This is a genomic window from Antarctobacter albus, from assembly GCF_900101505.1.
Lineage (GTDB): Bacteria > Pseudomonadota > Alphaproteobacteria > Rhodobacterales > Rhodobacteraceae > Antarctobacter > Antarctobacter albus.
In genome coordinates this window covers 124025-147502 of record NZ_FMZI01000003.1, presented here as the reverse complement: position 1 = coordinate 147502, position 23478 = coordinate 124025, and the positions used below count along the sequence as shown (strand labels likewise).

The following is a 23478-nucleotide window of genomic DNA, read 5'->3' as shown; positions in this document are numbered from 1 at the left end:
GCTCATGCGCCGGATTGCCGCCTGCCTTGCCCTGCTGACCGCCACGCTGGCCATTGCCCCTGCGGCACAGGCGGTGACATGCCGCGACATCGACCATGAGGGCAACGCCTATGTGGTCTGCGAGGTCGATCCGGAACGCGAGAACCTGCGCCTCTTCCGCGCCGACGAAAGCGGCGACGCCTACGGCCATTTCAGCCTGCTCAAGGCCGACCTGGCCAGCAAGGGCAAGGATCTTGTCTTTGCCATGAATGCCGGAATGTACCACGAGGACCGCTCTCCTGTCGGCTACTACCTTGAGGATGGTCGCGAAGAGATGCGCGTGATCTCGGGGCCGTCGCAGGGCAACTTCGGACTTCTGCCGAACGGCATCTTCTGCATCGGCGAGGGCTGGGCGCGGGTGATCGAGACACGGGATTTTCTTGCTCGCCGTCCGCGCTGCCGCCATGCCACCCAGTCGGGCCCGATGCTGGTGATCGAAGGCGCCCTGCACCCGCGTTTCCTGCCGGACAGTTCGTCACGCTACATCCGCAACGGCGTGGGCACTTCGGCAAACGGTGACCGCGCGGTCTTTGCCATCTCACAGAACACGGTCACCTTTCACGAGTTCGCCCGCCTGTTCCGCGATGTGCTGAAACTGCCCAACGCCCTGTTCCTGGACGGAAACATCTCGCGCCTTTATGCGCCCCAGATCAACCGCGCCGACCTTGGCCGCCGCATGGGGCCGATCGTGGCCGTCACCGAGAGCACACGCTAGAACCGGTCAGCTCTGCCAGGATGCCGCACATGCGCAGCAGTCCGAACGCCCTGCAAGAATGGGCATATCCATGTTCAGTCCGGGCTCGTTTCCGGCCCCGGTGCTGCCCGGGCGAATAGTCACATCGGTCATGGAAAAGGGCTGCACGGCGCTCAACAAGGCAATGCGCCCATCACAAATCGCCTTGGCCCCGAACATCGCCACCCCCTGATTGTCCCAGTCGGATCAGGCTATTTCCGAAACCGGGCACAGGGAAACGGCCTTGGCCTTGCCTCTCTTCCCGGTCCGGCTTACCTCGGAGGGACATCAATCCAGAGGCTCCCATGACCGACACCTGCCAATCGCTTGCCAATGCCCTGCTCGACGCCGCCCGCAAGGCAGGTGCCGACGCGGCGGACGCCCTGGCGGTCGATGGCGCGGCACAGTCCATCGACGTGCGCGGCGGCGTCCTGGAACAGGCCGAGCGGGCCGAGTACCGCGACCTCAGCCTGCGGGTCTTCCTGGGGCAGCGCAGCGCATCGATCTCGGGGTCGGACATCCGGCCAGAGGCGCTGGCCGAAATGGCCACCCGCGCCGTGGCAATGGCGCGCGAGGCGCCCGAGGACCCCTATGCCGGCTTGGCCGATCCTGATCAGATCGCCACGGACTGGGACGTCGCGTCGCTGGAGCTGGCCGATCCCGCGCCGGAACCCGCACCCGCCGCGCTGGAGGAAGATGCACGGCAGGCAGAGGCCGCAGCCCTGTCGCACGACGGCATCACCCGGATCGACAGCGCGGCCGCGCAATACACCGCACAGACCATCGCCCTGGCGGCAACCAACGGGTTTTCAGGCAGCTACAAGCGGACGTCGCGCGCGCTTTACTGTGTCGCCATCGCGGGCGAGGGCCTGGGGATGGAGCGCGACAGCGACGGCGACAGCCGCACCTTTCAGTCCGATCTGCGCAGCGCGCAGGACATTGGCGACAGCGCTGCCGCCCGCGCCCTGGAACGGCTGAACCCGCGCAAGCCCAAGACCGGCGCCTACCCCGTGCTTTTCGACGAGCGGGTCGCCGCGTCCCTGATCGGTCACATGGTCGCCGCCGCGAACGGCGCCCAGGTGGCGCGCGGCCAGTCCTGGCTGCGCGGGGCCCTTGGCGAACAGATCCTGCCCGACCATCTCAGCCTGGTGGAGGACCCGCACCGCCCCCGTGCCAGCGCCTCGCGCCCCTTCGACGCCGAGGGCCTGCTGACCCGCAAGCGCGCCGTGATCGACAAGGGCAGGCTGACCGGCTGGACGCTGGACCTGGCCAACGCGCGGAAACTGGGCATGGAGAGCACCGCAAATGCCGCGCGCGGCGGGGCCTCTGTTTCGCCGGCATCGTGGAACCTGACCCTGACCCAAGGTTCGCAAAGCCGCGCGGACCTGATGCGCGAGATGGGCACCGGCCTGCTGGTCACCTCGATGATCGGGTCCACCATCAACCCCAACACGGGCGACTATTCGCGCGGCGCGGCCGGTGTCTGGATCGAGAACGGCGAACCCGCCTACCCGGTGTCCGGCGTGACCATCGCGGGCAACCTGCGGGACATGCTGCGGACCATCGTACCCGCCAATGACGCGCGCACCTATCTCAGCCGCGTGGTCCCCTCGCTGCTGGTCGAAGGATTGACCCTTGCCGGCGAATGATCTCGACCTACTGATCGAAGCGGCCCGCCGCTCTGCCGAAGTGGCCACCGCCTTTGTCGGCGGCGACCTGGGCGTGCAGTACAAGGCTGTTGACGACAGCCCCGTCACCCACGCCGACCTGGCGGTGAACACGCTGCTGACGCAATTCCTGCGTGAGGCACGGCCCGATTACGGCTGGCTGAGCGAGGAAACCCCGGATGGCACCGACCGGCTGAACACGAAACGCGTCTTCATCATCGACCCGATCGATGGCACGCGCTCTTTCATCGAAGGCGAAAACACCTGGGCCCATGCGCTTGCGGTGGTCGAGGACGGGCAGGCGATCGCTTCGGTCGTCTACCTGCCGATGATGGACAAGCTCTATTCCGCCAGTTTGGGCGGCGGCACCCATCTGAACGGAGACCGCGTGACTGCCAGCGCCACCGCGCGGCCCGACGAGGCAGAGGTGCTGGCCACCCGCCCCAGCCTGGATGCCGGACACTGGCCCGGCGGCCTGCCAAAGCTCAAGCGCAGTTACCGCCCCTCGCTGGCCTACCGGCAAAGCCTGGTCGCCGAGGGCCGCTACGACGCGATGTTCACCTTTCGCCCGACATGGGAATGGGACATTGCCCCCGGCGCCCTGATCCTGTCCGAGGCCGGGGCACGCATCACCGACGGCAAGGGCGCGCCGTTGCGGTTCAACGCAAAGATCCCCAAGGCCGAAGGCATGATTGCCGCGAACCCCGATCTGCATGCCGCCCTGATGCAACGCAGGCTCTAGCCGCATTGCATGGATCGCCCCGGCTGCAAACCGCCCAAGGCGGGGGCATTGCCCGGTACGCAGCCCGTCACAGCGCCGCGCCCCTTCACCGCGCCTTGACCAGCGGTGCGCGTTCGCTAGGGTCGCGCTGACCCCGCAACCCAAAGGGAGCGCGCCTCATGCAACGCCTTCACCTCGTTTTCGGCGGCGAACTCGTCGATCCGTCGAAGACCGTCTTCAAGGACGTGAACGACCTGCACATCGTCGGCATCTTTCCCAATTACGAAGAAGCCTACAACGCCTGGAAGGCCGAGGCACAGCGCACCGTCGACAATGCCCACATGCGCTATTTCATCGCCCATCTCCACCGTCTGCGCGAAGAGGCGCAAGAGGCGTCCTCGACCGAGGAACTGGGCTGACCCATGACGCGCCGCGCGCTGAGCCTCTCGGCCTACCTGGCCTATGCGCGCAGCGCCTCTGCCCCGGGCGAGACGCCGGACTGGCCCCCGCGCCCCTCCGGCCCGCTGGTCTGGGGCTTTGCCGAAGACCGCGAAACCGGGCGCGCGCTGGCCAGCCTTGGAGCGCGGCTGACCGCACAGCGCCCCGAGGTCACGGTCTGGCTCAGCGGGCGGGTGCCGTCGCGCCCGGGGCTGATGACCGTCCCTATGCCGCGCGACATGGCCGCCGACGATCTGCGCAGCCTTCGCCAGTTGCGCCCGGATGTGGCGCTGTGGACGGGGCAGGCACTGCGTCCCGGCCTGCTGTCGGCCCTCGCGGAAAGTGGCAGCCACATGATCGCCCTGGACCTGGCCGATGCTCCTTTTCCGGCAGAGGCACCGCGCTGGCTGCCCGATCCGGCGCCGGCCGTTCTGGCACTGTTCGACAGTCTCTACACGACCGGCCCCGATGCCAGCCGCCGACTGAGGCGCCTTGGCATCGAAAGCGGCCGCGTGCACGATGCCACGCCCTTTCTGGACACCGAGGCGCCGCTGGATTGCTCTGACGGGTTGCACGAGGAAATTGCCAGCCTGATCGCCGGCCGTCCCGTCTGGCTGGCCGCCCGCGTCCGCCCGGACGAGGCACGCGACGTGCTGATGGCACACCGCCAGGCCAGCAGGCTGGCCCACAGGCTGCTGCTGATCCTGGCCCCGGCGGATCCCGCCGACGCGGACAGGATCGCGGCCATGCTGCGCCGCGACCAGATGCGGGTCTGCGACTGGGAAAACGGCGACATGCCGGACGAGAACACGCAGGTCCTGCTGGCCGGCGGGCCGGAAGAGTTGGGACTGTGGTATCGGCTGGCGCCCTTGGCATTCCTGGGCGGTTCGCTGACCACCGGCGGCACGGGAGAGGATCCCTTCGAGGCGGCGGCGCTTGGTGCGGCCGTGCTTTATGGCCCCAACGTGGGGGCACACCTGGGTGCCTACTCGCGGCTGGTCGGTGCCGGGGCCGCGCGCATCGTGCGCGACGGCGATTCCCTGGGGGCAGCGGTGTCACACCTCGTCGCCCCGGACCAGGCGGCGGTCATGGCCCATGCGGGCTGGGACGTGATCTCGTCCAGCGCGCGGCTGGTCGACCGTGTCCTTTCCGAGATCTGCGACACGCTGGACGCGAGGGCCGAGGACTGATGCGCCCGCCTCGCTTCTGGCAGACAGAACCCGACACCCCGGCGTGGCAGGCGCGCCTGCTGGCGCCATTGGCGGCACTCACCGCACGGGCGACGGCCCGCCGTGTCGCCCGCCCGCCAAAAGTGCGGCCCGGCATTCCGGTGATCTGTGTTGGCAACGTCAACGCGGGCGGCACCGGCAAGACACCAACCGTCATCGCCCTTGTCCAACGCCTGATCGGGCGCGGGCTTGTCCCGCATGTGGTGTCACGCGGGTACGGCGGCCGCCTCACCGGCCCGGAACAGGTCGACCCCGGCCGGCACACCGCCGATATGACCGGGGACGAACCGCTGTTGATCGCTGCCTTCTGCCCCACATGGGTTGCGCGGGATCGGGCGGCGGGCGCCCGGCAGGCAGAGGCCGCGGGCGCCGACGTGATCGTGCTGGACGACGGGTTGCAGAACCCGGATGTTGCCAAAGACCTGACCGTCATCTGTGTCGACGCGGTCGCCGGGTTCGGCAATGCGCGCTGCCTGCCTGCCGGGCCGCTGCGTGAACCGCTGGCGGTCGGTCTGTCACGGGGCGACCTCCTGTTGTCGATCGGACCGGACGCGGCGCAAAAAAGGTTCTCCGCAGACTGGAGCCGGCGCATTTCCTTGCCGCATCTGACCGGGCACCTGGCGCCCCTTCAGACCGGCATGGACTGGGAAGGCTTGCCGACGCTCGCCTTTGCCGGAATCGGTCACCCGGAAAAATTCTTTGCCACCCTGCGCAGCCTGGGCGCCGATATCCGCCGCGCCGAGGCGCTGGAGGACCACCAGCCCTTCACCAAGGCGCTTGTCACCCGGTTGATGCGTGAGGCACAGCTGCTGGGCGCGCAACTGGTCACGACGGAAAAGGACGCGGTGCGCCTGCCGCCGGAGTTGCGGCGCGAGGTACTGACCCTGCCTGTCCGGCTGGACCTCCACGATCCCGCGCCGCTGGACGCGGCGCTGGACCGGCTGTTCGACCGCCAGACGTGACAGGTTATTCCGCGGCCAGTTGCTGCTGACCTTCGCTGCCAAGCGCCGCCAGTTCCGCCACCACGTCGCGCAACCGGCGCCGGACAGAATCGAACTCGGCGTTCGGCAGGATCTTTGCCTCGTCCATGTACAGCGCCCGGTCAATTTCCACCTGAACCGCGTGCTGCCCCCGCGACGGGCGGCCATAGTTCTGCGTCGTATAGGCCCCGGCAAAGGGCGCGTTGCGCGCCACGACGAAACCGGCGGCGGCAAAGGCCGCCTCGACCTGCTCGACGATCTCGGGACGGGCCGAAGCACCGAACCTGTCACCGATCACGACCTCGGGCCGCCGTGCACCGTGACGGGCGGAACCGTCCAGCGCCTCATGCGGCATCGAGTGGCAGTCGATCAGCACTGCCTCGCCAAAGCGCGCCCGCGCATCGTGCAGCAAGGCGTGCAGCTTGTCGTGGTAGGGCTGCCAGATTCGCGCGATTCGCCGGTCGGCCTCTGCCCGCGTCAGCTTGCCGCGATAGATTGCCCGCCCGTTGGCCACCACGCGGGGCACGACACCCAGCCCGCTGGCCACCCGTGGATTATGCCCGCCGCGACGCAAGCCCTCGATCAGCGCCGGGTCCAGTTCGTCGGCAGCGCGATTCAGATCAATGTAGGCACGCGGCGCCCCGGCCCGCAGCAAGGGCGCCCCGAACTCCGGCGCGCAGTCGAAAAGCCGGTCTACATAGGCATCTTCGGAGGTCCGAATGCTGTGATTGTCCAGAATCGTTGTACGCAGAAAGCTGTCGGGATAGTCCCGGCCCGAATGCGGAGAGGCGAAAACCACGCGCGACGCGGGTGTTTCGGGCATATGCAGGTGGTACGAAGTTTCAGGCATCCGCGCTCCTTTTCGGGGATGAGAATAGACCGAAAATTCCACCCTCCAAAAGCCCTTGATCCCCGGAAAGAAGCCATTTATAGACCCTCCACCGGCGCGCATCACCGGGTGCTTCGAAAGAGGCGGACGGGAATGTGCAAGGGTCATATAGGGCGGTTAGCTCAGCGGTAGAGCACTTCGTTGACATCGAAGGGGTCACTGGTTCAATCCCAGTATCGCCCACCATGAATTCATCGCCCGGCACCCCGGGAGGCATGCCTCTCGGTGCGTCGGGTATTGGCCGCAACCAATGGCGCTCGCGCGCCGCGACGACAGGAGAAGACCATGAAGGTCGTAAACTCGCTCCGCTCGCTCAAGAAGCGCCACCGCGACTGCCGCGTTGTGCGCCGCAAGGGCCGCGTCTATGTGATCAACAAGACGCAGCGGAAATTCAAGGCACGCCAGGGCTGAACCCCGGCTTTATGCCTTGGGGCCTCTGGCCCGATCCGAATAACCCCCGCCGGCATCCGCCGCGGGGGTTTTTCTTTGGGCAGGTGCCCCATTTCTGGGCCAGACCGGATCAGTCCCGGTCCAGCCCGATGATTCCATCTGCCAAGAGCCGCACCACCGTCTGCTCGTCGAGATAGCCCGACACACGCAGCCCGCGCGAATCCTGGTATCGGCGTATGGCCGCCCGCGTGTTCTCGTCGAATCGGCCGTCCACCTTGCCCGGTTTGAGGCCCAGCTGATCCAGCCTCCGTTCGGCCAGCTGGCGGGCCACGAAGTTCAGGTTCATCGCCTGCTCTTCCTGCCGTGCCGCCACCGCGTCGCGCACCTTGGAGGCATCGTGTTCCAAAAGGGCGATTCGCTGCTGCGCCTCGGCGCGGAAGGCGCCGTTGGGCCAGTCCTGCAAATAGGTCCGGTAGGCGCTTGTCGTGTTGGCCTGTGCCGCCTTGGCCCAGTCGCGCCTGTCCTGACCGGCGGCCTGTTCCGCGCGGCGGTCGTCGATCTCCTGCAGCACGCGGCGGGCCTCTTCGGCGAACTGGCCTTCGGGATACTTCTGCAGGTAGTCCCGGAACCCGGCTTCTTCGCCCCGTCGTTCGACCTGCCGCCAATAGGCCCGCTCTTCGCGTTCCCGCTCCAGCCGCCGTTCTTCTGCTTCGCGTTCCAGTTCTGCCGCACGCCGGGCCGATTGATCCTGCAGCCGCACGATCTGGTCCCGGCTGAGATAGCTGGTCACGCGCAGGCCCGAATCCTCCTGCCAGCGCCGGATCGCCCCCCGGGTTCCGTCGCCAAAGATGCCGTCGATGCCGCGCGTGTCATACCCAAGGATCGACAAGGCCCTCTGGATGCCCCGCCGTTGCTCTCGTGTCAGCTCCAGCGCCTCTTCGGCGCGGCGCTCGCGGTAGAAGGGCTCGGAATTCAGCGCATTCAGGCGCTGCCGCGCAGCATTGGCATTCTGCCCGTCCGGAAATCCGTCAAGGTAGGCGCGATAGCCGTCGGGCGAATCCGCCTCCTGGGCCAGCCGCCAGGCCGCCTCATCCGCCGCCCGCGTAAAGGCCGCAGGGTCGGGTCGTCCAGGTTCCGACGGATCACGGGGCCCGGTCACATCCTCGGCGCGCACGATCACCTGCGTATGCGGCGCGTAACCCTCGACCTCCAGTTCATAGTCCAGCGCCGCGCGCAACACGAAGCGTCCGGTGCGGGCCAGGTCACGTGCCGCATAGCGCGCGACGTCCACCGCCGGTCCGCGAATCACCGTCACCCCCTGCGGGATGTCCAGTTCACCCAGCCCCTCGGACAGGAACAGGCCCAGGTCGGGATCGGTCGGGGTCTCCCCCAGGACCAGGAAGGCCCGTCCCTGGTAGGCTGACAGGATCGACAGGGCCGCGTCCAGCGGAAAACCCTGGACCAGCACCTCGGCCTCGTCGATCCGCCCCGACCCGGTGACCGGGACCAGGTAGCTGCCCCCGACCCCATGCACGAATGCGCCCGAGAGCAGGATCACCACGGGCCCGCCATCATCGTCCAGCATCGCTGCGAACTCGGCGAAGGCGCGGCGCATGCCGGCGGCATCCGCGTCCTGCGCCAGCGACACGTCAAATCCCTTTTCGCGCAGGGCATCGGCCGCCACGGTCACACGTTGCGCCCCGAACAGCGTCTGGACAGCGGTGTAGCGGCTGTTGCCGATCACCAGCGCGTCGCCGGTCGCCTGCGCGCCCGTCGCGCCCAGGATCGCGCCCGCCAGGGCAAGGGCGAATATCCGCATGAGAGGTCCTCCCGGTCGTCTGTTACCGGACAAGCCTACCGCCTGCCCGCCACAGGACAAGCGTCACCTCCGGGGAAAATGGGCGGCCTTTCGCCCAAGTCATCCCTGCACCGTCCCTACGGACGCGAAAACGGGCCGGCGCGCCCCTGTTTCTTTGGTTTTTCAAAATACCTCGGGGGAGTCCCGCAGGGACGGGGGCAGAGCCCCCTCCCCGCTCAGTCGTAGCTGCGCTGGTCCTCGATCACCAACCCGTCGCGTGGCAGTGCCCCGGGGGCGACCAGTTCGACCTTGCCCTTCAGCTTCAACACCTCGGCCACGGTCCCTTCGTAGGTCGCGGCATCGCCGCCTTCCGCCTCGATCCGGACCGTCATCACGTCCATCTCGCCTTCGCGACTGGCCACGACGCGGGCGCGCGCGATCTCTGCGTGTTTGGCCACCAGTTGCGCCACCTGTTCGGGGCGCACGAACATGCCCTTGATCTTGGTCGTCTGGTCGGCGCGGCCCATCCAGCCCTTGATCCGGGTGTTGGTCCGGCCGCAGGGGCTTTCCCCCGGCAGCACGGCGCTCAGGTCACCGGTGGCAAAGCGGATCAGCGGATAGTCGGGGTTCAGCGTCGTCACCACGATCTCGCCCACCTCGCCCTCGGGAACCGGGTCACCCGTGCCCGGCGTGACCAGCTCGACGATCACATGTTCATCGAGGATCATGCCTTCCATCTCGGGGCTTTCGTATGCGACATTGCCCAGGTCCGCCGTGGCGTAGCATTGCAGGCACTGGATGCCGCGATCCGCATAATACTGACGCAACGAGGGAAAGAGCGCGCCGCCCCCGACCGCCGCCCGCGTGATGCCCAGTTCCAGCCCCATCTCGTCGGCCTTTTCCATAATCATCTTGAGATAATCCGGCGTCCCCGCGTAGGCCGTCACCCCGATGTCCCGGGCCGCCCGCGCCTGCAGTTCAGTCTGGCCCGTCCCGGCGGGCAGCACGGCAGCCCCCACCGCCCGCGCACCGGACTCAAAGATCATTCCCGCCGGGGTCAGGTGATAGCCGAAACAGTTTTGCACGATGTCGCCCCGCCCGATCCCGCAGGCATTCAGGAAACGGCCCATGCGCCACCAGTCGTGGCTGAGTCCACCCGGCTCGTAGATCGGTCCCGGGCTTTGAAAGACATGCGCCAGGTTCGACACCGGCAACCCGCCAAAGGGCGGTTCCGCCGCCTGTTTCGCAACCAGGTCGGCCTTGCGCAGCACCGGCAGAGCGGACAGGCCCGACAGGTCTTCCAGCGGGTCGATCCCCTGCCTGGCCAACTGTACGTTCAGCGCCTCCAGCTGTGCCGCCTCGCGCGCATCGCGGCTGCGCGTCTCCAGCTCGTCGAAATAGGTGCTCATCACGCTCTCCTTCGAAAGTCCGTCGTACGGGCGCAGGCGGCCCTGCCCCGCGTCCCCGTCATCCCCGGTCCCGGCCGGACGCGCCGGTCCCGTCTTGTGTTCACGCCGCGGCTCTGTTGTGCCGGCAAGCAAATTGATCTGGAACAAGGTGCCCCCCGGCCACTGCCCCTAGGGTCTGCCCAGTCAAAGGGAGAGGAGGCCCCGAGATGCACGACGATATTGATGCCCGCATCCGGTTCGACGACGTCCGCCAGGTGATGGAGGTCGATTTCTCCGGCTTCGACTTCGACAACTCGGCCACGGTGAACCGCTTCTACGACCGGATCGAGGCCCGCATCGCGGACACCGGCGAAGAGCTGTGGTTCTTCCTGATCAATCTCAACGGAACACGCATCGACAGCACGGCCTGGGTAGCCTACGCCCGTCGCGGTCGGGCGCTGAACATGGCACACTCGATGGGATCGGTGCGCTTCGACGCCTCGCCGGAGACCGCCGCCCAGATCGAACGCGCCGCACGGACCGAGGCCTTTGATCCCAACCTGTTCACCAACCGCGCCGATGCGCTGATCCGGCTCGGCCAGATGCCTTCCCGCCGCCGCGCCCATGTGCAGCACGATCCGAACTACACTCCGCAGGATTTCTTTCACCGGATCGCCTTCGACGAGGAAGCCGGCATCATGGAGGTGGATTTTTCCTGGTTCACCTTCAATCATTCCCGCGACGTCAACGATTTCTACGACCACATCGAAAGCCGCATCGCCGACAGCGGGCGTGACAGGTGGTTCTTCCTGATCAACTACGAGGGCACGCAGATCCTGCCCGCCGCCTGGGTGCAATACGCGCACCGGGGCAAGAAGCTGAACCTGGATCATTCGCTGGGGACGGTGCGCTATGCGCCGGGCTCCGAGACTGAGGCCGACATCCGGCTGCGCGCCGAAAGCCAGGACTTTCGTCCCAACATCCGCAACACGCGCGCCGAGGCGCTGGCCCGGATCGAGGACATGCGCGCGAAACATGGCTATCGATCCGCCCGGCCCACGACGCAGGACGCCGTGGCTTCGCAGGGGCGCGGGTAGTGTTTCCCTCGCCCAGCGTTCCGGTATGCCGCATCCCGTGCCATCACGTCACTCGACCGGCCAGGAAAAGGGTTCCAGGACGTTGACCACATAGGTCACCATCAGTTCGATATCGCTGTCGCCCAGGTTGCGCAGCGGGCCATGTGCATCCCCTGCGGACACAAAGATCACGGTCCCCTCGGCCAGCACCTGTTCGGCGCCGTCCGGCCCCTCGATGCGCCCGCCGCGCAGAACGACCGCATGCATGTCGCCGGGATGGGCATGGCGCTCGATCATACCGTCCGGCTTGATCGTCATTTGGCTGATGACCACCTTCATGTCCGGCGCATCCGAGAGCGGTTGTTCCGACAGCACCTCATGCACCACCAGGTCGCTGGCCTGCACGGGCGTCGCGCCCAGCAGCGCCGCAGAGGCCAGCATGGCGGCGCCAGCAAACGCAAGACAGGGCGGGACAGAACGGATCATTGCATCACTCCTCTGGAAGGACCGGCCTTCGCGCCGGCAATCGGGGCCGTATCGGCAGCGACTCAGGCCAGCCACCGCTTGCGGCGCCGGTAGGACCGCACATCGCGGAAGGATTTGCGCCCTTCGTCCGACATCCCCAGGTAGAATTCCTTGACGTCGGGGTTTTCCCGCAGCTCGGCGGCGGGTCCGTCCATCACGACGCGCCCGTTTTCCAGGATATAGCCGGAATGGGCGTATTTCAGCGCCACGTTGGTGTTCTGCTCGGCCAGCAGGAAACTTACGCCCTCGTTCTCGTTCACCGATTTCACGATCTCGAAGATCTGTTCCACCAGCTGCGGCGCCAGCCCCATGCTGGGTTCATCCAGCAGGATCGTTTCAGGCCGCGACATCAGCGCCCGCCCGATCGCCGTCATCTGCTGTTCCCCTCCCGAGGTATAGCCAGCCTGGCTGCGGCGGCGCTCCTTCAGGCGCGGGAAATAGGAATAGACCATCTCTAGGTCCGCCTCGACGGCCGCCTTGCCGTCCTTGCGCGTATAGGCACCCGTCATCAGGTTTTCCTCGACGGTCAGGTGCTCGAAACAATGGCGGCCTTCCATCACCTGGATCACGCCGCGTTTCACCAGCGCCGCCGGGTCAAGGTCCTGCACCCGCTCGCCCTTGTAGACGATGGAGCCCTTGGTCACCTCGCCGCGTTCCGAGTGCAGAAGATTGGAAATCGCCTTCAGCGTCGTGGTCTTGCCCGCGCCGTTGCCGCCCAGAAGCGCGGTGATCCCGCCCTTGTTCACGGTCAGGCTGACGCCCTTCAGCACGAGGATCACGTGGTTGTAGATCACCTCGATGTTGTTGACCTCGAGCAGGGCCTCGTCCGTCCGTCCCGCATCCAGCATCGTCTCACCTCGCGCTTTGGGTCGGCCCGGTGCCGCCCCTGCTGCTTCTTCTCTCTGAAAATATTCGAAAATCGGCCCCGGCGAGGCGGGTGCTCCGCCGGGGCCTGTCGCGATCACATCGCGTCACAGCCTTCGTTCACCGGCCAGGGAGCGTTGGCATCGGCGTATTCCTTCGCCTTTTCCTCTGCCAGCGCCTGGTAGCCTGCCACGTTCGGCGTCAGCAGATCCGAGACCTTGACGAACTTCTCGCCGTCCCATTCCAGCATCCAGCCGCCCGAATGGCCGGTGTGGTTGGCACAGGAGGTCTTGAAGGGCGGCACCATGCCGTCCAGTCCCAGTTCTGCGATGCGCTCTTCGGTCATGTCGATGTGTTCAAGACCCCAGCGCAGCTGTTCCGCGTTGATCTCGGCGGTGCCATACTCGGCCTGAGCCGCGCGGATCCCCTCGGCCAGAATCGCCGAGATCACGATACCGCGCGAGTAGAACACGCCTTTCATCTCGGTCTCGTCGGTCTTGGACATGCCCTTGTCGATGACCATCGACTGGATGTCCTTCATGACCGGCGCATCCATTTTCGGGAAGGACCAGCTGATCGACTTGTAGCCCTTGGCGTCCGCGCCGGCGATAGCAAGATCGGCATCATGACCGGACCACCAGACACCCAGGAAGTTCTCCATCGGGAATTTGGTCTTCACCGCTTCTGTGATGGCGCCGGCGTTCATCGCGCCCCAGCCCCACATCACGACATAGTCGGGACGCATGCGCCGGATCTGCAGCCACTGGGCCGACTGGTTCTGCATTTCCTTCAGGCCCACCGGGATCGGGCTCAGCTCAAAGCCCTTTTCCGCGGCCAGTTGCTCCAGAACCGGGATCGGCTCCTTGCCGTAGGGGTGATCGAGGTGCAGGAAGGCAATTTTCTTGCCGTTCAGGCTGCCCTGGCTTTCCAGATACTGGATGATCATGTCAGCGGCATCCCAGTAGCCCGCCGGCGTGTTGAACGCCCACTGGAAGGTCTTGCCGTCCATCATCGGGCTGAAGCCATAGCCCGGCGCCAGGATCGGGATCGCGTCGACGTTGGTCTTGGGCAGCACCTGCAGGGTGATCCCGGTCGACCAGGGCTGGGTCACGATGGCCTTACCCTTGGTCTTTTCATAGCATTCCACACCCTTTTCCGTGGAATAGCCGGTTTCGCATTCCTCGAAGTCGATCTTGGCCCCGCCGATACCGCCATCGCGTTCGTTCAGCAGGGTCATGTAGTCGGCCTGCCCGTTCATCAGCGGGATGCCCGTCGCGGCAAAGGGGCCGGTCCGGTATGCAAGGTTCGGCGCGTAAAGCTCCTGCGCCATCGAGGCCCCGGCGGTTGCCGCCGCCAAAGCGCCGGCAAGGGCCAGTCTGGTAAAGTGTTTCATGTCTTTCCTCCCTTGGAATGTCTCATTGGGTATTGCGTCTTGGTCTTCTTCTTGGGCCGCAGAACGCGGCCGTAGGATGGGTGCTTTGCACCCATCTCAATAGGGGAATGGCCAGAGGATCAGTTTCTCCCGCAGCAGCCGCCAAAGCTGCGCCAGGCCGTGCGGCTCGACGATCAGAAAGAACACGATCAGCCCGCCCACGATCATGAAGTTCAGGTGTTCCACCATCGAGGACGACAGCGGGATGCCAAGCGCCTCGGGCACCAGGTTCAGCACCACCGGCAGCCCGACGATCAGGATCGCACCCAGGTAGTTGCCCAGGATCGACCCCAGCCCGCCGATGATCGCGATGAACAGGATCCGGAACGACAGCGGAATGTCGAAAAGGTTGGGTTCCGCCGCGCCGCGCCACATGAAGACGAACAGCGCCCCCGCCACGCCCACGATGTAGGACGAGATCGCAAAGGCCGTCAGCTTGGATTTCATCAGGTTGATGCCGATCAGCTCGGCGGCGATGTCCATGTCGCGCGTCGCCTTCCACGTCCGGCCAAGGTTGCCGCGCGTGAGGTTGATGCAAACCCAGGTCAGCAGACAGACGATGAACAGCACCAGGTAATACTGGACAATCGAATCCGCCTGCGGGCCGGACACATACAGCCCGAAGATGTCGAGGTTCGGCACCTGGATCGCGCCCGAGGCATTATAGTTGTAGAGCCAGGCCCATTTCTCGAACAGCCAGACCAGGAAGAACTGCGCCGCCAGCGTCGCGATCGCCAGGTAGAACCCCTTGATCCGCAGGCTGGGGATGCCGAAGGCCACGCCGACGCCCGCGCTGAAGACACCCGACAGCAGGATCGCGATGATCGGGTTCATCCACGGCATGATGGTGATCATCTTGTAGCAGGCATAGGCGCCCACCCCCATGAAGGCCGCCGTGCCCAGCGACAGCTGCCCGGCGTAGCCCGTGAGGATGTTCAGCCCCAGCGCGGCAAGCGAATAGATCAGGATCGGGATCAGCAGCGTCTGAAAGGTGAACTCGCTGGCCGTCAGCGGAAAGATCACCCAGGCCAACACCATGATGAAGCCCAGCAGGAAGGCGTCCTGCTTGACCGGGAACAACGCCTGGTCTGCCTCGTAACTCGTCTTGAACTGCCCAGCGGTGCGATACAGCATCGCCGTCCTCCCCTTGTCTCGTCGCGGTTCAGCCCGCGGCTTCTCCGATGTAGCCGCCGGGACGGACAGGCCGTCCCCGCAGGCAGAAATTCAACAGCGCGATCAGCGCCGGCAGCGGCACGAACAGGAAACCGGCCACCGATCCGATCTGGATCCAGCTCAGGTCCTGCCCCGGGTGATCCGCCTGCTGCATCCGCACCAGTCCGATCACCGCCCAGTTCACCGCCGCCCAGGACAGCGAGGCCAGCAGCAGCGTGCCCCAGGCCTGCCAGCGCGGCGGCGCGGTCTCGCCGATGTCCTGTTCAGCCGCACGGACCCGGCTAAGCACCGACAGGCAGACCCAGGGCACCGGAACGGTCACGGCCAGCACGACGATCCCCAAGAGGAACTCCGGCCCACCGCCCAGCATCGCGAAGAGAAAGAGCCCCAGCACCACGGCGGCGAGTCCGGTCACGCCGGCAGAGACAAGCCCTGCCGTCAGCCAACCGTCCTTGCCTGCCGCAGCCTCCGTCATGGCTCAGCCTTCCTCCCGGTCATCCTGCTGGCGGCGCCTTGGAACGGACCCTAGTCCGGCCAGACGTGCCATCATGTTCAGCGTCAGCGCGGCACCGGACAGGCCCACCGCCAGCGCGCCATGCATCCCTGCCGAGACCATCCCCGTCATGGCGTTGGTCATCTTGACCATGTCGTCGCTTTCGCCCAGCCCGTTGGCACCGCGTGCCAGGTCGGCAATCCCCGGATCGGGGCGCTGCACGGGGCGCGCGACCTGCCGTCTCTCCCGAGGCGTGCTCATCTTCTCAGCCCTCCAGCCCTTCGTCCGCCTCGTAGCGCGCCCGGCTTGCCGCCGGTTTCGCATAGCCGGTCGCCTCGGAATGGCGCACCAGCCAGAAATAGGCCCAGAGCCCCACCGCGGCACCCGCCGCCGCCAGCAGCAGCGCGATGGTCATGCGTCCCCCCGCCTCCGGGTTTCCGGTCAGGGCAAGGTAGCCGAAGGACCAGAACCCGGCCCAGGCGATCACGTTCAGAATGGCTATCAGCTTCGACATTTCCGCCCCTCCTCCGGGCGTCGGGTGGACCAGCGCCACCCGCTCCTCCGACCTTGTCCGATCCGGGCAGACCCGGACCGCCCTAGACCCTTTCGATGATACGTTCCCCGAACAGGCCCTGCGGGCGGAACAGCAGCACGATCAGCGCCAGCACGAAGGCGAACCAGGTCTCGGTGTTGCCGCCCAGGATCGGGTAGCCCCAGTAGCCGTCGAACAGCTTTTCCAGGATGCCGATCATCAGCCCGCCGACGATGGCGCCGGTGATGCTTTCCAGTCCCCCCAGCATGAGCACCGGCAGGGCCTTGTAGGCGATCACCTCGAGGGCAAAGCTCACCCCTGCCCGCGCGCCCCAGGCAATGCCCGTGACCAGCGCGATGATCCCTGCAATGAACCAGACCAGCACCCAGATCGTCTGCAAAGAGATGCCAACCGACAGCGCCGCCTGGTGGTCGTCACCCAGCGCGCGGATGGCCCGGCCCATCTTGGTATAGTTGAGGAAGGCCAGCAGCGCCGCCACCAGCACCCCGCCAACCACGACCACGGTGATGTCGAGATGCGGCAGGATCAGCAGACCGCCCCAGGGTTCCAGCAGGGTTTCCCCGGTGGGAATGCCCAGCTCGCTGGTGATCATCTGCTTGTTCTCGCCGCCAAATATGATCTCGCCCAGGCCGATCAGGAACAGGCTGACCCCGATGGTTGCCATGAAGAGTATGATGTCAGGCTGGCCCACAAGCGGCCGCAGCACCACCCGTTCGATGCTGACCGCCAGCACGAACATCACGCCCAGGGTCAGCAGCACCGCGATCCAGGCGGGGATGCCATATGCATAAAGCCCCACCAGCGTCAGCGCCGCAAAGACCACCATGATGCCCTGGGCAAAGTTGAAGATCCGGCTCGACCGGAAGATCAGCACGAACCCCAGCGCGATCAGTGCATAGAGCACGCCTGATACCAGCCCCTCCCAGAGGGTCTGCAGGAACAGGTCCGGCGCCTCGTACATGTCCACGAAAGGATTGATGAAGATGTCTCTCAGCATGTCTTGCGCTCCCCGCCCCGGACCGGGGCCTCATGGCTGGCGTGGAGATCCCGGATCGGGCCCGGGACGGTGTCGTGTTCAGGTCTCAATGCGGCACCCCCAGGTAGGCGTCGATCACGTCCTGGTTGTTGCGCACCTCGTCGGGCGTGCCGTCGCCGATCTTCTTGCCGTAATCCATCACCACGACCCGGTCGGAGAGGTCCATGACCACGCCCATGTCGTGTTCGATCAGGCAGATCGTGGTGCCGAACTCGTCGTTCACGTCCAGGATAAAGCGGCTCATGTCCTCCTTCTCCTCGACGTTCATCCCCGCCATCGGTTCGTCCAGTAGCAGGATCGACGGTTCGGCGGCCAGCGCGCGCGCCAGTTCGACCCGCTTTTTCAGACCGTAGGGCAGCCGCCCCACCGGCGTCTTGCGGATGGCCTGGATCTCGAGGAAGTCTATGACCTTCTCGACGATCTCGCGGTTTTCCATTTCCTCGTTGCGCGCCCGGCCCCACCACAGAGCTTGGCTTGCGATCGAGGCGTTCATATGCGTCAGCCGGCCGGTCATCACGTTGTCCAGCACCGTCATCCCCTCGAACAGCGCGATGTTCTGGAAGGTGCGCGCCACGCCCATGCGGGCGACCTCATAGGGTTTCATCTGCGGGCGCTTTGCGCCCTTGTACCAGACCTCGCCGATGGTCGGCGTATAGAACCCAGAGATGATGTTGAGCATCGAGGACTTGCCCGCACCGTTCGGGCCGATGATCGCCCGGATCTCGCCCTCATGCACGTCAAAGGAGATATCGGAAATCGCCGTCACCCCGCCGAATTTCAGCGTGATGTTCTTCATCTCCATCAGAACGCCGCCAATCTGGCGCCCGTCCGCGGTGACGTATCCTTCGGTGTCTTTCACGCGACTGCCCCCTGCTTCTTCTTGGTGAAAATACCCCGGCATACACCGCCACCTGGTTCGTCCCCCGGACAAGGGCGCCCAAAGGGATGGTGGGCGGGGCGATACGCGCCGCAGGCGTGGGAGCGTCCGACCATCATTCCGCCGCCATCGCCTTGGGCTTGACCGGCCAGACCTTGGCGTCGCGGATTTCCAGTGTCGCCTTGATCTTGCCCTTGCGCCCGTCCTCGTAGGTGACCTCGGTCTCAGTGTAGACGCTCTCCGACCCGTCATACAAAGCGGTCACCAGGTCCTCGAACTTCTCTCCGATGATCTTGCGGCGCACCTTGCGGGTCCGGGTCAGTTCGCCATCGTCGGCGTCCAGCTCCTTGTGCAGGATCAGGAAACGGTGCACCTGGCAGCCCGACAACATGTCGTCCTGCGCCACGCTCTCGTTCACCTCCTCGACGTGTTTCTGCACCGTCTCCAGCACCTGCGGATGCCCGGCCAGTTCTTGGTACGAGGCATAGGCGATGTTGTTGCGTTCCGCCCAGTTGCCCACCGCCGTCAGGTCGATGTTGATGAAGGCCGTACAGCGATCCTTGCCCGCGCCAAAGACCACCGCCTCCAGGATATTGGGAAAGAACTTCAGCTTGTTCTCGACGTATTTCGGCGCGAACAGCGATCCATCCGCCATCTGGCCCACGTCCTTGGCCCGGTCGATGATGCGCAGGTGGCCGGTGTCTTCCTCGATGAAACCGGCATCGCCCGTGGCCACCCAGCCTTCGGCATCCTTGGTGTCGCGCGTGCTTTCGGGGTTCTTGTAGTACTCCACGAAGGCGCCGGGCGACCGGTAAAAGACCTCGCCATTCTCGGCGATGCGGATTTCCACCCCCGGCGCGGGCACACCCACCGTATCCGAGCGCACCTCTCCATCGGGCTGAACGGTGATGAAGACGCTGGCCTCCGTCTGACCGTAAAGCTGTTTGAGGTTGATCCCCAGCGAGCGCCAGAAATCGAAGATTTCCGGCCCGATCGCCTCGCCCGCCGTATAAGCCACGCGGACCTTGGTCATGCCCGCGCGGTTGCGCACAGGTCCATAGACCAGAACCTGGCCCAGCGCATATTTCAGCCGATCCATGAACCCGACCGGCTTGCCGTCCAGAATCCGCGGCCCGACCTTGCGCGCATGGGCCATGAACGTGTCATAGAGCCATTTCTTGACCCGGCCCGCGTCTTCCATCCGGATGGTGATCGCGGTGATACGCTCCTCGAAATAGCGCGGCGGGGCAAAGAAATAGGTCGGCCCGATCTCGTGCAGGTTCTCGTACATGGTCTGCGGCGCCTCGGGGCAGTTCACGCAGAAGCCACACCAGTAGGCCTGACCGATGGAAAAGATGAAATCGCCCACCCAGGCCATCGGCAGATAGGCCAGCACGCTGTCGCTGCGCCGCAAATGGTCGAACTCGGACGAGGACTTGGCCGCCTCGATGATGTTGCGGTTCGACAGGACCACGCCCTTGGGCTTGCCCGTGGTGCCCGAGGTGTAGAGCATCACGCAGGTGTCGTCGTAGGTCAGCTTGTCACGCCGCCGCTTCAGCTCGGGCAGGTATTCGTCGCGCGCGGCGCGTCCCTGATCCTGGACGTGGCTGTATTCGTGCAGGTGGGAATGCTCGTATTTCCGCATGCCGCGCGGATCGACGTAGATCAGGTGTTCGAACTGGTGCAGGTCGTCCTGCACCTCGATGACCTTGTCGGCCTGTTCCTGGTCCGCGACGATGGCAAAGCGCGCGCCGCAATGGCCCAGCACGTATTCCATCTCTTCGGCCACCGCATCCTGGTACAGCGGCACCGGGATCGCGCCGACACTTTGCGCGGCAACCATCGACCAGTAAAGCGTGGGACGGTTGCGCCCGATGATGGCGACGTAATCGCCCTCGTTGACGCCGAGGTTCAGCAGGCCCAGGGCCAGCGCCTCGATTTCCTTTTCCGTCTCCGCCCAGGTCCAGCTCTGCCAGATCCCGTATTCCTTTTCACGGTAGGCGGGCGCATTGCCGAACTCGGTGGCATTGCGATGCAACAGTGCCGGGACAGAGCGCAGACCTTCCACGCCCTCAGCCAAATGTGCCAAGTCTATTCCTCCCATGCCGGTCCCCCGACATCCCTCGTGGTGCCCATGTGTCCGGGCCGCTCGCTGTTGATCGCGATTCTGGCCTTCATTTGGGCAAGTCCCAAGCTTGCGGTCAACTTTTTCCGCAAGATTTCCCAAATGTAACGAATTCCTACAGGGCGGCAGACAGCCCGTCCCGATGCGCAGCCCTCTGGCGCCGCCGCCGCAGCCGCCCTAGGCTTGGGCCATGAAAAACCTTGCGCTCACGCAGGCCGGGCTGAACCTCATCCAGCAGGCCCTGACGATCTACGACAGCGACCTGCGGCTTGCGGTCTGCAATGCGCCCTTTGCGCAGATGTTCGATCTGCCCCATGCCCTCACCACGCCCGGCGCGCGGTTCGAGGATACCATCCGCCACCTTGTCGAGCGCGGCGAATACGGCCCCGTCGACGACCCGGAAACCTTCATTCATGACCGCGTCGAGACCGCCCGCGCCTTTGAGCCGCATTACATGGAGCGCACCCGCGCCAACGGCCGCACCATCAGCGTCGAAGGCGCGCCGCTGCCGCAGGGCGGCTGGGTCACGGTCTACACGGACATCACCCAGACCCGCGCGCAGGAACAGTTGTTGCGCACGCGCTCGGAACTCCTGTCGGAGGAGGTTCTGAAACGGTCCGAGGAACTGGCCCGCACCAACCGAAATCTCGCCGCCACCAACAAGGCGCTGGAAGAGGCGCGTCGCGAACTGGTCGAGACAGAGGCCCGCACCCGCACCACGACCCAGATGATGCCCGCCCATATCGCCCGCGTCGATGCCGACGGGCACTATACCTTTTCCAACAACCGCCTTGGTGACGTGATGCCCGGTCGCCCGGCGAATATCCTTGGCCTGCATATCTCGGAAACCCTGGGACCGCAGGCCTATGCCAAGGTCCGCCCGCACCTGGAGGCCGCGCAGGACGGACGGCAAAGCACCTTCGAATTCAACGACGAGATGTCCTCGCGTCGTATCCGCGCCGCCTTTACCCCCGATCCGCTGGAACCGGGGGTCTACATCCTAAGCCAGGACGTGACCGAGGAAACCCAGGTCCGTGCCGCCCTTCAACAGACCAGGCGCCGTGAGATCGCGGCCCAGCTGACTTCGGGCCTCGCGCATGATTTCTCGAACCTCTTGACGATCATCCTCGGGATGCAGTCGCGACTGGCACGGATGGAGCTGGGGCCAGAGGCCGAACCGCTGATTTCCGCCACCCTCGCAGCGGCGCGGCGGGGTGGGCGGCTGCTCGACCGGATCGCCGACATGACCAGCCAGCGGGGCTGGCAGCCGCGCCCGCTCTCCCTGTCCGATTTTCTCGACGAATTGCGCGTCCTCGCCACGCCGTCACTGCCCGAGCGCATATCCCTGCGCACCCGCGACGACACCAGTGGCGCCTACATGGCCGATCCCGGGCTCTTGCAGGATGCGCTGTTGAACCTGGTGCTGAATGCCCGCGATGCTTGCGGCGAGGCGGGGACAATCACCCTGATGGCGCAAGAGGTTCAGGACACCTGGCTGGAACTGTCGGTCGAGGACAGCGGCCCCGGCTTTTCCGAAACCGCGCTGCGCCACGGGCTTGAACCGTTTTTCACCACCAAGGGTGGCGAGGGGTCGGGGCTGGGCCTCGCGATGGTTTATGACATGACCAAGCTGGCGGGCGGCTCTGTCCGGCTGGCGAACACCGGTCGGGGCGCGCGCGTCTCTTTGCGCCTGCCGCTGCGCCGCGCGGCACAGGCCCCCGTGCCGGACACCGGCCTTGTCCTTCTGGCCGAGGACAGCCCCGATCTGCGCGAAGCGATCCGAGAGATGCTGACCGGGCTGGGGTTTTCCGTGGTCGAGGCCGCATCGGTGGATGAAGCCTGCGCCCTGGCCGAGGGTCTGCCCGATATCGCACTTGTCCTGTCCGACATCTCTTTGGAGGGCGACAGCCCTGGCCTTGCGCTGGCTGACCGCCTGCCGCACCTGCCCGTCCGCTTCATGACCTCGCTGCCGCCGGACCATTCGCTGCATGTCCGCGCGCACAGACTTGGCCCGGTACTGCCCAAACCCTTCGCTGCCGCCGACCTTGCCGGTTTCCTCGGGCTTGTGCCTCTTCCGGCGCCCGCGCAGATGGGCTAACCCCCGGACCATGAGCGCCCTTGTCACCATCCTCGACGACGAACCGGCCATCCGCCAAATGCTGTCCGACGCGCTGGCAGAGGCGGGGTTCCGCACCATGTCCTTTGGCCGCGCAACAGAGTTCGAGGCCGCCCTGCGCCGCACCACGCCGGACGTCTGCCTTGTCGACCTGGGCCTGCCGGACCGTGACGGGCTGACCCTGGTGCACCGGCTGGCGCTGGAACAGGGGGCGACGGTCATCATCATCTCGGGCCGCGCGCAGGTGCAGGACCGGGTGACGGGGTTGGAACTGGGGGCGGATGACTACATCATCAAACCCTTCGACCCGGCCGAGGTCGTGGCCCGCATCCGCGCCCGCCTGCGCACCCGCACTCGCTCTGCCCCCTCGGACACGGCGCGGTTCAACGGCTGGACCGCGCATTTCGACCGCTACGCGCTCGAGGACGAGACCGGCGAGGAAACCACCTTCAGCCATGCCGAGGGCGAGGTGCTGCGGCTGTTCCTCGAAAGCCCCAAGCGCCTGATCACCCGCGCCCACATGCAGGAATCCCTGGGCGGCGCGGCGGGTGAGAGTTTTGACCGGGCGATGGATGTGCGGATTTCGCGCCTGCGGACCAAGCTGCGCGAGGACCCCAAAAATCCCCGCCTGATCAAGACGATCTATGGCGCGGGCTATATCTTTCTGGGGGATGTCAGCTGGAGCTGAATGACCCCGCCCCGCGCGACCCGGGGCCTCCTTTCGATATGCCTCAGGGCTGTATCGTCGTATAGGCCTCTGCCACGCCCAAAAGGGTTTTCACATGCGGCAGCACGCTGACCGCGAGCACGCCGACAAGCGCCCCGACGCCCAGCCGGATCGGCGCCGCGCCCAGTTTCGGCCCCGCAAGGCCCAAGAGCCCGCAGACCGAGGCATAAAATCCTAGCGATACAGGGTCCATGTTCGCACCTCCTGCG

General features: G+C 65.8%; 24 protein-coding genes and 1 tRNA gene. 11 read left to right on the top strand and 14 right to left on the bottom strand.

Annotated elements, in window-relative coordinates:
- The first annotated feature begins 4 nt into the window (after positions 1-4).
- From BLQ71_RS06275 to lpxK, 6 genes are all read left to right on the top strand, one after another.
- Complete coding sequence (locus BLQ71_RS06275) at positions 5-754, top strand: phosphodiester glycosidase family protein (RefSeq protein WP_052244203.1); 750 nt, start codon at positions 5-7, stop codon at positions 752-754.
- 323 nt (positions 755-1077) lie between these two features.
- Positions 1078-2421: a TldD/PmbA family protein gene (locus BLQ71_RS06265; protein WP_074621107.1), complete on the top strand. Its 1344-nt coding sequence runs from the start codon at positions 1078-1080 to the stop codon at positions 2419-2421.
- The gene (locus tag BLQ71_RS06260) at positions 2408-3181 is read left to right on the top strand and encodes a 3'(2'),5'-bisphosphate nucleotidase CysQ (protein WP_074621106.1); all 774 of its coding nucleotides are present in this window, start codon (positions 2408-2410) and stop codon (positions 3179-3181) included. The genes BLQ71_RS06265 and BLQ71_RS06260 overlap by 14 nt, the downstream gene beginning before the upstream one ends.
- 158 nt (positions 3182-3339) lie before the next feature.
- Positions 3340-3579, top strand: a complete 240-nt coding sequence (locus BLQ71_RS06255; RefSeq protein ID WP_043136110.1) for a DUF4170 domain-containing protein — start codon at positions 3340-3342, stop codon at positions 3577-3579.
- 3 nt (positions 3580-3582) lie between these two features.
- Complete coding sequence (locus BLQ71_RS25930; protein WP_074621105.1) at positions 3583-4788, top strand: 3-deoxy-D-manno-octulosonic acid transferase; 1206 nt, start codon at positions 3583-3585, stop codon at positions 4786-4788.
- Positions 4788-5789, top strand: coding sequence for a tetraacyldisaccharide 4'-kinase (gene lpxK / locus BLQ71_RS06245; RefSeq protein ID WP_074621104.1), 1002 nt, complete (start codon positions 4788-4790; stop codon positions 5787-5789). Before BLQ71_RS25930 ends, lpxK begins: the two co-directional genes overlap by 1 nt.
- A gap of 4 nt (positions 5790-5793) precedes the next feature.
- On the opposite strand, the gene BLQ71_RS06240 is transcribed toward lpxK, so the two are convergent.
- The gene (locus BLQ71_RS06240; RefSeq protein ID WP_074621103.1) at positions 5794-6657 is read right to left on the bottom strand and encodes an N-formylglutamate amidohydrolase; all 864 of its coding nucleotides are present in this window, start codon (positions 6655-6657) and stop codon (positions 5794-5796) included.
- 150 nt (positions 6658-6807) lie between these two features.
- Between BLQ71_RS06240 and BLQ71_RS06235 the strand changes: the two genes are divergently transcribed.
- A tRNA-Val gene (locus tag BLQ71_RS06235) sits at positions 6808-6882 on the top strand.
- A 99-nt stretch (positions 6883-6981) separates the two neighbouring features.
- Positions 6982-7107, top strand: a complete 126-nt coding sequence (gene ykgO, locus BLQ71_RS06230; RefSeq protein ID WP_043136100.1) for a type B 50S ribosomal protein L36 — start codon at positions 6982-6984, stop codon at positions 7105-7107.
- A 109-nt stretch (positions 7108-7216) separates the two neighbouring features.
- On the opposite strand, the gene BLQ71_RS06225 is transcribed toward ykgO, so the two are convergent.
- Positions 7217-8905 carry a peptidoglycan-binding protein gene (locus BLQ71_RS06225; RefSeq protein WP_069209265.1) on the bottom strand — a complete coding sequence of 563 codons (1689 nt, stop codon included), beginning with the start codon at positions 8903-8905 and terminating at the stop codon, positions 7217-7219.
- Positions 8906-9120: 215 nt separating this feature from the next.
- Positions 9121-10293, bottom strand: coding sequence for a phenylacetate--CoA ligase family protein (locus BLQ71_RS06220; protein ID WP_074621102.1), 1173 nt, complete (start codon positions 10291-10293; stop codon positions 9121-9123).
- A gap of 206 nt (positions 10294-10499) precedes the next feature.
- On the opposite strand from BLQ71_RS06220, the gene BLQ71_RS06215 reads away from it, so the two are divergent.
- Positions 10500-11369, top strand: coding sequence for a hypothetical protein (locus BLQ71_RS06215; RefSeq protein WP_069209267.1), 870 nt, complete (start codon positions 10500-10502; stop codon positions 11367-11369).
- 48 nt (positions 11370-11417) lie between these two features.
- Here BLQ71_RS06215 and BLQ71_RS06210 read toward each other — a convergent pair whose 3' ends face one another.
- From BLQ71_RS06210 to BLQ71_RS06165, 10 genes are all read right to left on the bottom strand, one after another.
- Positions 11418-11834, bottom strand: coding sequence for a cupin domain-containing protein (locus BLQ71_RS06210; RefSeq protein ID WP_074621101.1), 417 nt, complete (start codon positions 11832-11834; stop codon positions 11418-11420).
- A 62-nt stretch (positions 11835-11896) separates the two neighbouring features.
- Positions 11897-12721, bottom strand: a complete 825-nt coding sequence (locus BLQ71_RS06205; RefSeq protein WP_043136089.1) for an ABC transporter ATP-binding protein — start codon at positions 12719-12721, stop codon at positions 11897-11899.
- A gap of 113 nt (positions 12722-12834) precedes the next feature.
- Positions 12835-14130 carry an ABC transporter substrate-binding protein gene (locus BLQ71_RS06200; protein ID WP_074621100.1) on the bottom strand — a complete coding sequence of 432 codons (1296 nt, stop codon included), beginning with the start codon at positions 14128-14130 and terminating at the stop codon, positions 12835-12837.
- Between the two features lie 96 nt (positions 14131-14226).
- A complete protein-coding gene (locus tag BLQ71_RS06195; RefSeq protein ID WP_043136084.1) occupies positions 14227-15303 on the bottom strand; it encodes a branched-chain amino acid ABC transporter permease in 1077 nt (358 codons plus the stop codon).
- Positions 15304-15331: 28 nt separating this feature from the next.
- Positions 15332-15817 carry a hypothetical protein gene (locus BLQ71_RS06190; RefSeq protein WP_074621099.1) on the bottom strand — a complete coding sequence of 162 codons (486 nt, stop codon included), beginning with the start codon at positions 15815-15817 and terminating at the stop codon, positions 15332-15334.
- A gap of 3 nt (positions 15818-15820) precedes the next feature.
- The gene (locus BLQ71_RS06185) at positions 15821-16096 is read right to left on the bottom strand and encodes a hypothetical protein (protein ID WP_069209271.1); all 276 of its coding nucleotides are present in this window, start codon (positions 16094-16096) and stop codon (positions 15821-15823) included.
- 4 nt (positions 16097-16100) lie between these two features.
- Positions 16101-16349 carry a hypothetical protein gene (locus BLQ71_RS06180; protein WP_043136079.1) on the bottom strand — a complete coding sequence of 83 codons (249 nt, stop codon included), beginning with the start codon at positions 16347-16349 and terminating at the stop codon, positions 16101-16103.
- 82 nt (positions 16350-16431) lie between these two features.
- Positions 16432-17385 carry a branched-chain amino acid ABC transporter permease gene (locus tag BLQ71_RS06175; RefSeq protein WP_043136078.1) on the bottom strand — a complete coding sequence of 318 codons (954 nt, stop codon included), beginning with the start codon at positions 17383-17385 and terminating at the stop codon, positions 16432-16434.
- Positions 17386-17470: 85 nt separating this feature from the next.
- Positions 17471-18325 (bottom strand): ABC transporter ATP-binding protein, encoded by an 855-nt coding sequence (locus tag BLQ71_RS06170; protein ID WP_074621098.1) that lies wholly within the window; start codon positions 18323-18325, stop codon positions 17471-17473.
- A 91-nt stretch (positions 18326-18416) separates the two neighbouring features.
- Positions 18417-20405 carry an AMP-binding protein gene (locus BLQ71_RS06165; protein WP_074621097.1) on the bottom strand — a complete coding sequence of 663 codons (1989 nt, stop codon included), beginning with the start codon at positions 20403-20405 and terminating at the stop codon, positions 18417-18419.
- Between the two features lie 211 nt (positions 20406-20616).
- Here BLQ71_RS06165 and BLQ71_RS06160 point away from each other — a divergent pair, with 211 nt between their 5' ends.
- Complete coding sequence (locus BLQ71_RS06160) at positions 20617-22524, top strand: hybrid sensor histidine kinase/response regulator (protein ID WP_074621096.1); 1908 nt, start codon at positions 20617-20619, stop codon at positions 22522-22524.
- Between the two features lie 10 nt (positions 22525-22534).
- Positions 22535-23230, top strand: a complete 696-nt coding sequence (locus tag BLQ71_RS06155) for a response regulator transcription factor (protein ID WP_069209274.1) — start codon at positions 22535-22537, stop codon at positions 23228-23230.
- Between the two features lie 43 nt (positions 23231-23273).
- On the opposite strand, the gene BLQ71_RS06150 is transcribed toward BLQ71_RS06155, so the two are convergent.
- Positions 23274-23462: a hypothetical protein gene (locus BLQ71_RS06150; protein WP_043136065.1), complete on the bottom strand. Its 189-nt coding sequence runs from the start codon at positions 23460-23462 to the stop codon at positions 23274-23276.
- Positions 23463-23478: the final 16 nt, after the last annotated feature.

What these genes read in the sequence shown, in the direction of transcription:
- BLQ71_RS06275 (WP_052244203.1), top strand. Translation starts at nt 5, where the DNA reads ATGCGCCGGATTGCCGCCTGCCTTGCCCTGCTGACCGCCACGCTGGCC.
- BLQ71_RS06265 (WP_074621107.1), top strand. Translation starts at nt 1,078, where the DNA reads ATGACCGACACCTGCCAATCGCTTGCCAATGCCCTGCTCGACGCCGCC.
- BLQ71_RS06255 (WP_043136110.1), top strand. Translation starts at nt 3,340, where the DNA reads ATGCAACGCCTTCACCTCGTTTTCGGCGGCGAACTCGTCGATCCGTCG.
- BLQ71_RS25930 (WP_074621105.1), top strand. Translation starts at nt 3,583, where the DNA reads ATGACGCGCCGCGCGCTGAGCCTCTCGGCCTACCTGGCCTATGCGCGC.
- lpxK (WP_074621104.1), top strand. Translation starts at nt 4,788, where the DNA reads ATGCGCCCGCCTCGCTTCTGGCAGACAGAACCCGACACCCCGGCGTGG.
- BLQ71_RS06240 (WP_074621103.1), bottom strand. Translation starts at nt 6,657, where the DNA reads ATGCCTGAAACTTCGTACCACCTGCATATGCCCGAAACACCCGCGTCG.
- ykgO (WP_043136100.1), top strand. Translation starts at nt 6,982, where the DNA reads ATGAAGGTCGTAAACTCGCTCCGCTCGCTCAAGAAGCGCCACCGCGAC.
- BLQ71_RS06225 (WP_069209265.1), bottom strand. Translation starts at nt 8,905, where the DNA reads ATGCGGATATTCGCCCTTGCCCTGGCGGGCGCGATCCTGGGCGCGACG.
- BLQ71_RS06220 (WP_074621102.1), bottom strand. Translation starts at nt 10,293, where the DNA reads ATGAGCACCTATTTCGACGAGCTGGAGACGCGCAGCCGCGATGCGCGC.
- BLQ71_RS06215 (WP_069209267.1), top strand. Translation starts at nt 10,500, where the DNA reads ATGCACGACGATATTGATGCCCGCATCCGGTTCGACGACGTCCGCCAG.
- BLQ71_RS06210 (WP_074621101.1), bottom strand. Translation starts at nt 11,834, where the DNA reads ATGATCCGTTCTGTCCCGCCCTGTCTTGCGTTTGCTGGCGCCGCCATG.
- BLQ71_RS06205 (WP_043136089.1), bottom strand. Translation starts at nt 12,721, where the DNA reads ATGCTGGATGCGGGACGGACGGACGAGGCCCTGCTCGAGGTCAACAAC.
- BLQ71_RS06200 (WP_074621100.1), bottom strand. Translation starts at nt 14,130, where the DNA reads ATGAAACACTTTACCAGACTGGCCCTTGCCGGCGCTTTGGCGGCGGCA.
- BLQ71_RS06195 (WP_043136084.1), bottom strand. Translation starts at nt 15,303, where the DNA reads ATGCTGTATCGCACCGCTGGGCAGTTCAAGACGAGTTACGAGGCAGAC.
- BLQ71_RS06190 (WP_074621099.1), bottom strand. Translation starts at nt 15,817, where the DNA reads ATGACGGAGGCTGCGGCAGGCAAGGACGGTTGGCTGACGGCAGGGCTT.
- BLQ71_RS06185 (WP_069209271.1), bottom strand. Translation starts at nt 16,096, where the DNA reads ATGAGCACGCCTCGGGAGAGACGGCAGGTCGCGCGCCCCGTGCAGCGC.
- BLQ71_RS06180 (WP_043136079.1), bottom strand. Translation starts at nt 16,349, where the DNA reads ATGTCGAAGCTGATAGCCATTCTGAACGTGATCGCCTGGGCCGGGTTC.
- BLQ71_RS06175 (WP_043136078.1), bottom strand. Translation starts at nt 17,385, where the DNA reads ATGCTGAGAGACATCTTCATCAATCCTTTCGTGGACATGTACGAGGCG.
- BLQ71_RS06170 (WP_074621098.1), bottom strand. Translation starts at nt 18,325, where the DNA reads ATGCCGGGGTATTTTCACCAAGAAGAAGCAGGGGGCAGTCGCGTGAAA.
- BLQ71_RS06165 (WP_074621097.1), bottom strand. Translation starts at nt 20,405, where the DNA reads ATGGGAGGAATAGACTTGGCACATTTGGCTGAGGGCGTGGAAGGTCTG.
- BLQ71_RS06160 (WP_074621096.1), top strand. Translation starts at nt 20,617, where the DNA reads ATGAAAAACCTTGCGCTCACGCAGGCCGGGCTGAACCTCATCCAGCAG.
- BLQ71_RS06155 (WP_069209274.1), top strand. Translation starts at nt 22,535, where the DNA reads ATGAGCGCCCTTGTCACCATCCTCGACGACGAACCGGCCATCCGCCAA.
- BLQ71_RS06150 (WP_043136065.1), bottom strand. Translation starts at nt 23,462, where the DNA reads ATGGACCCTGTATCGCTAGGATTTTATGCCTCGGTCTGCGGGCTCTTG.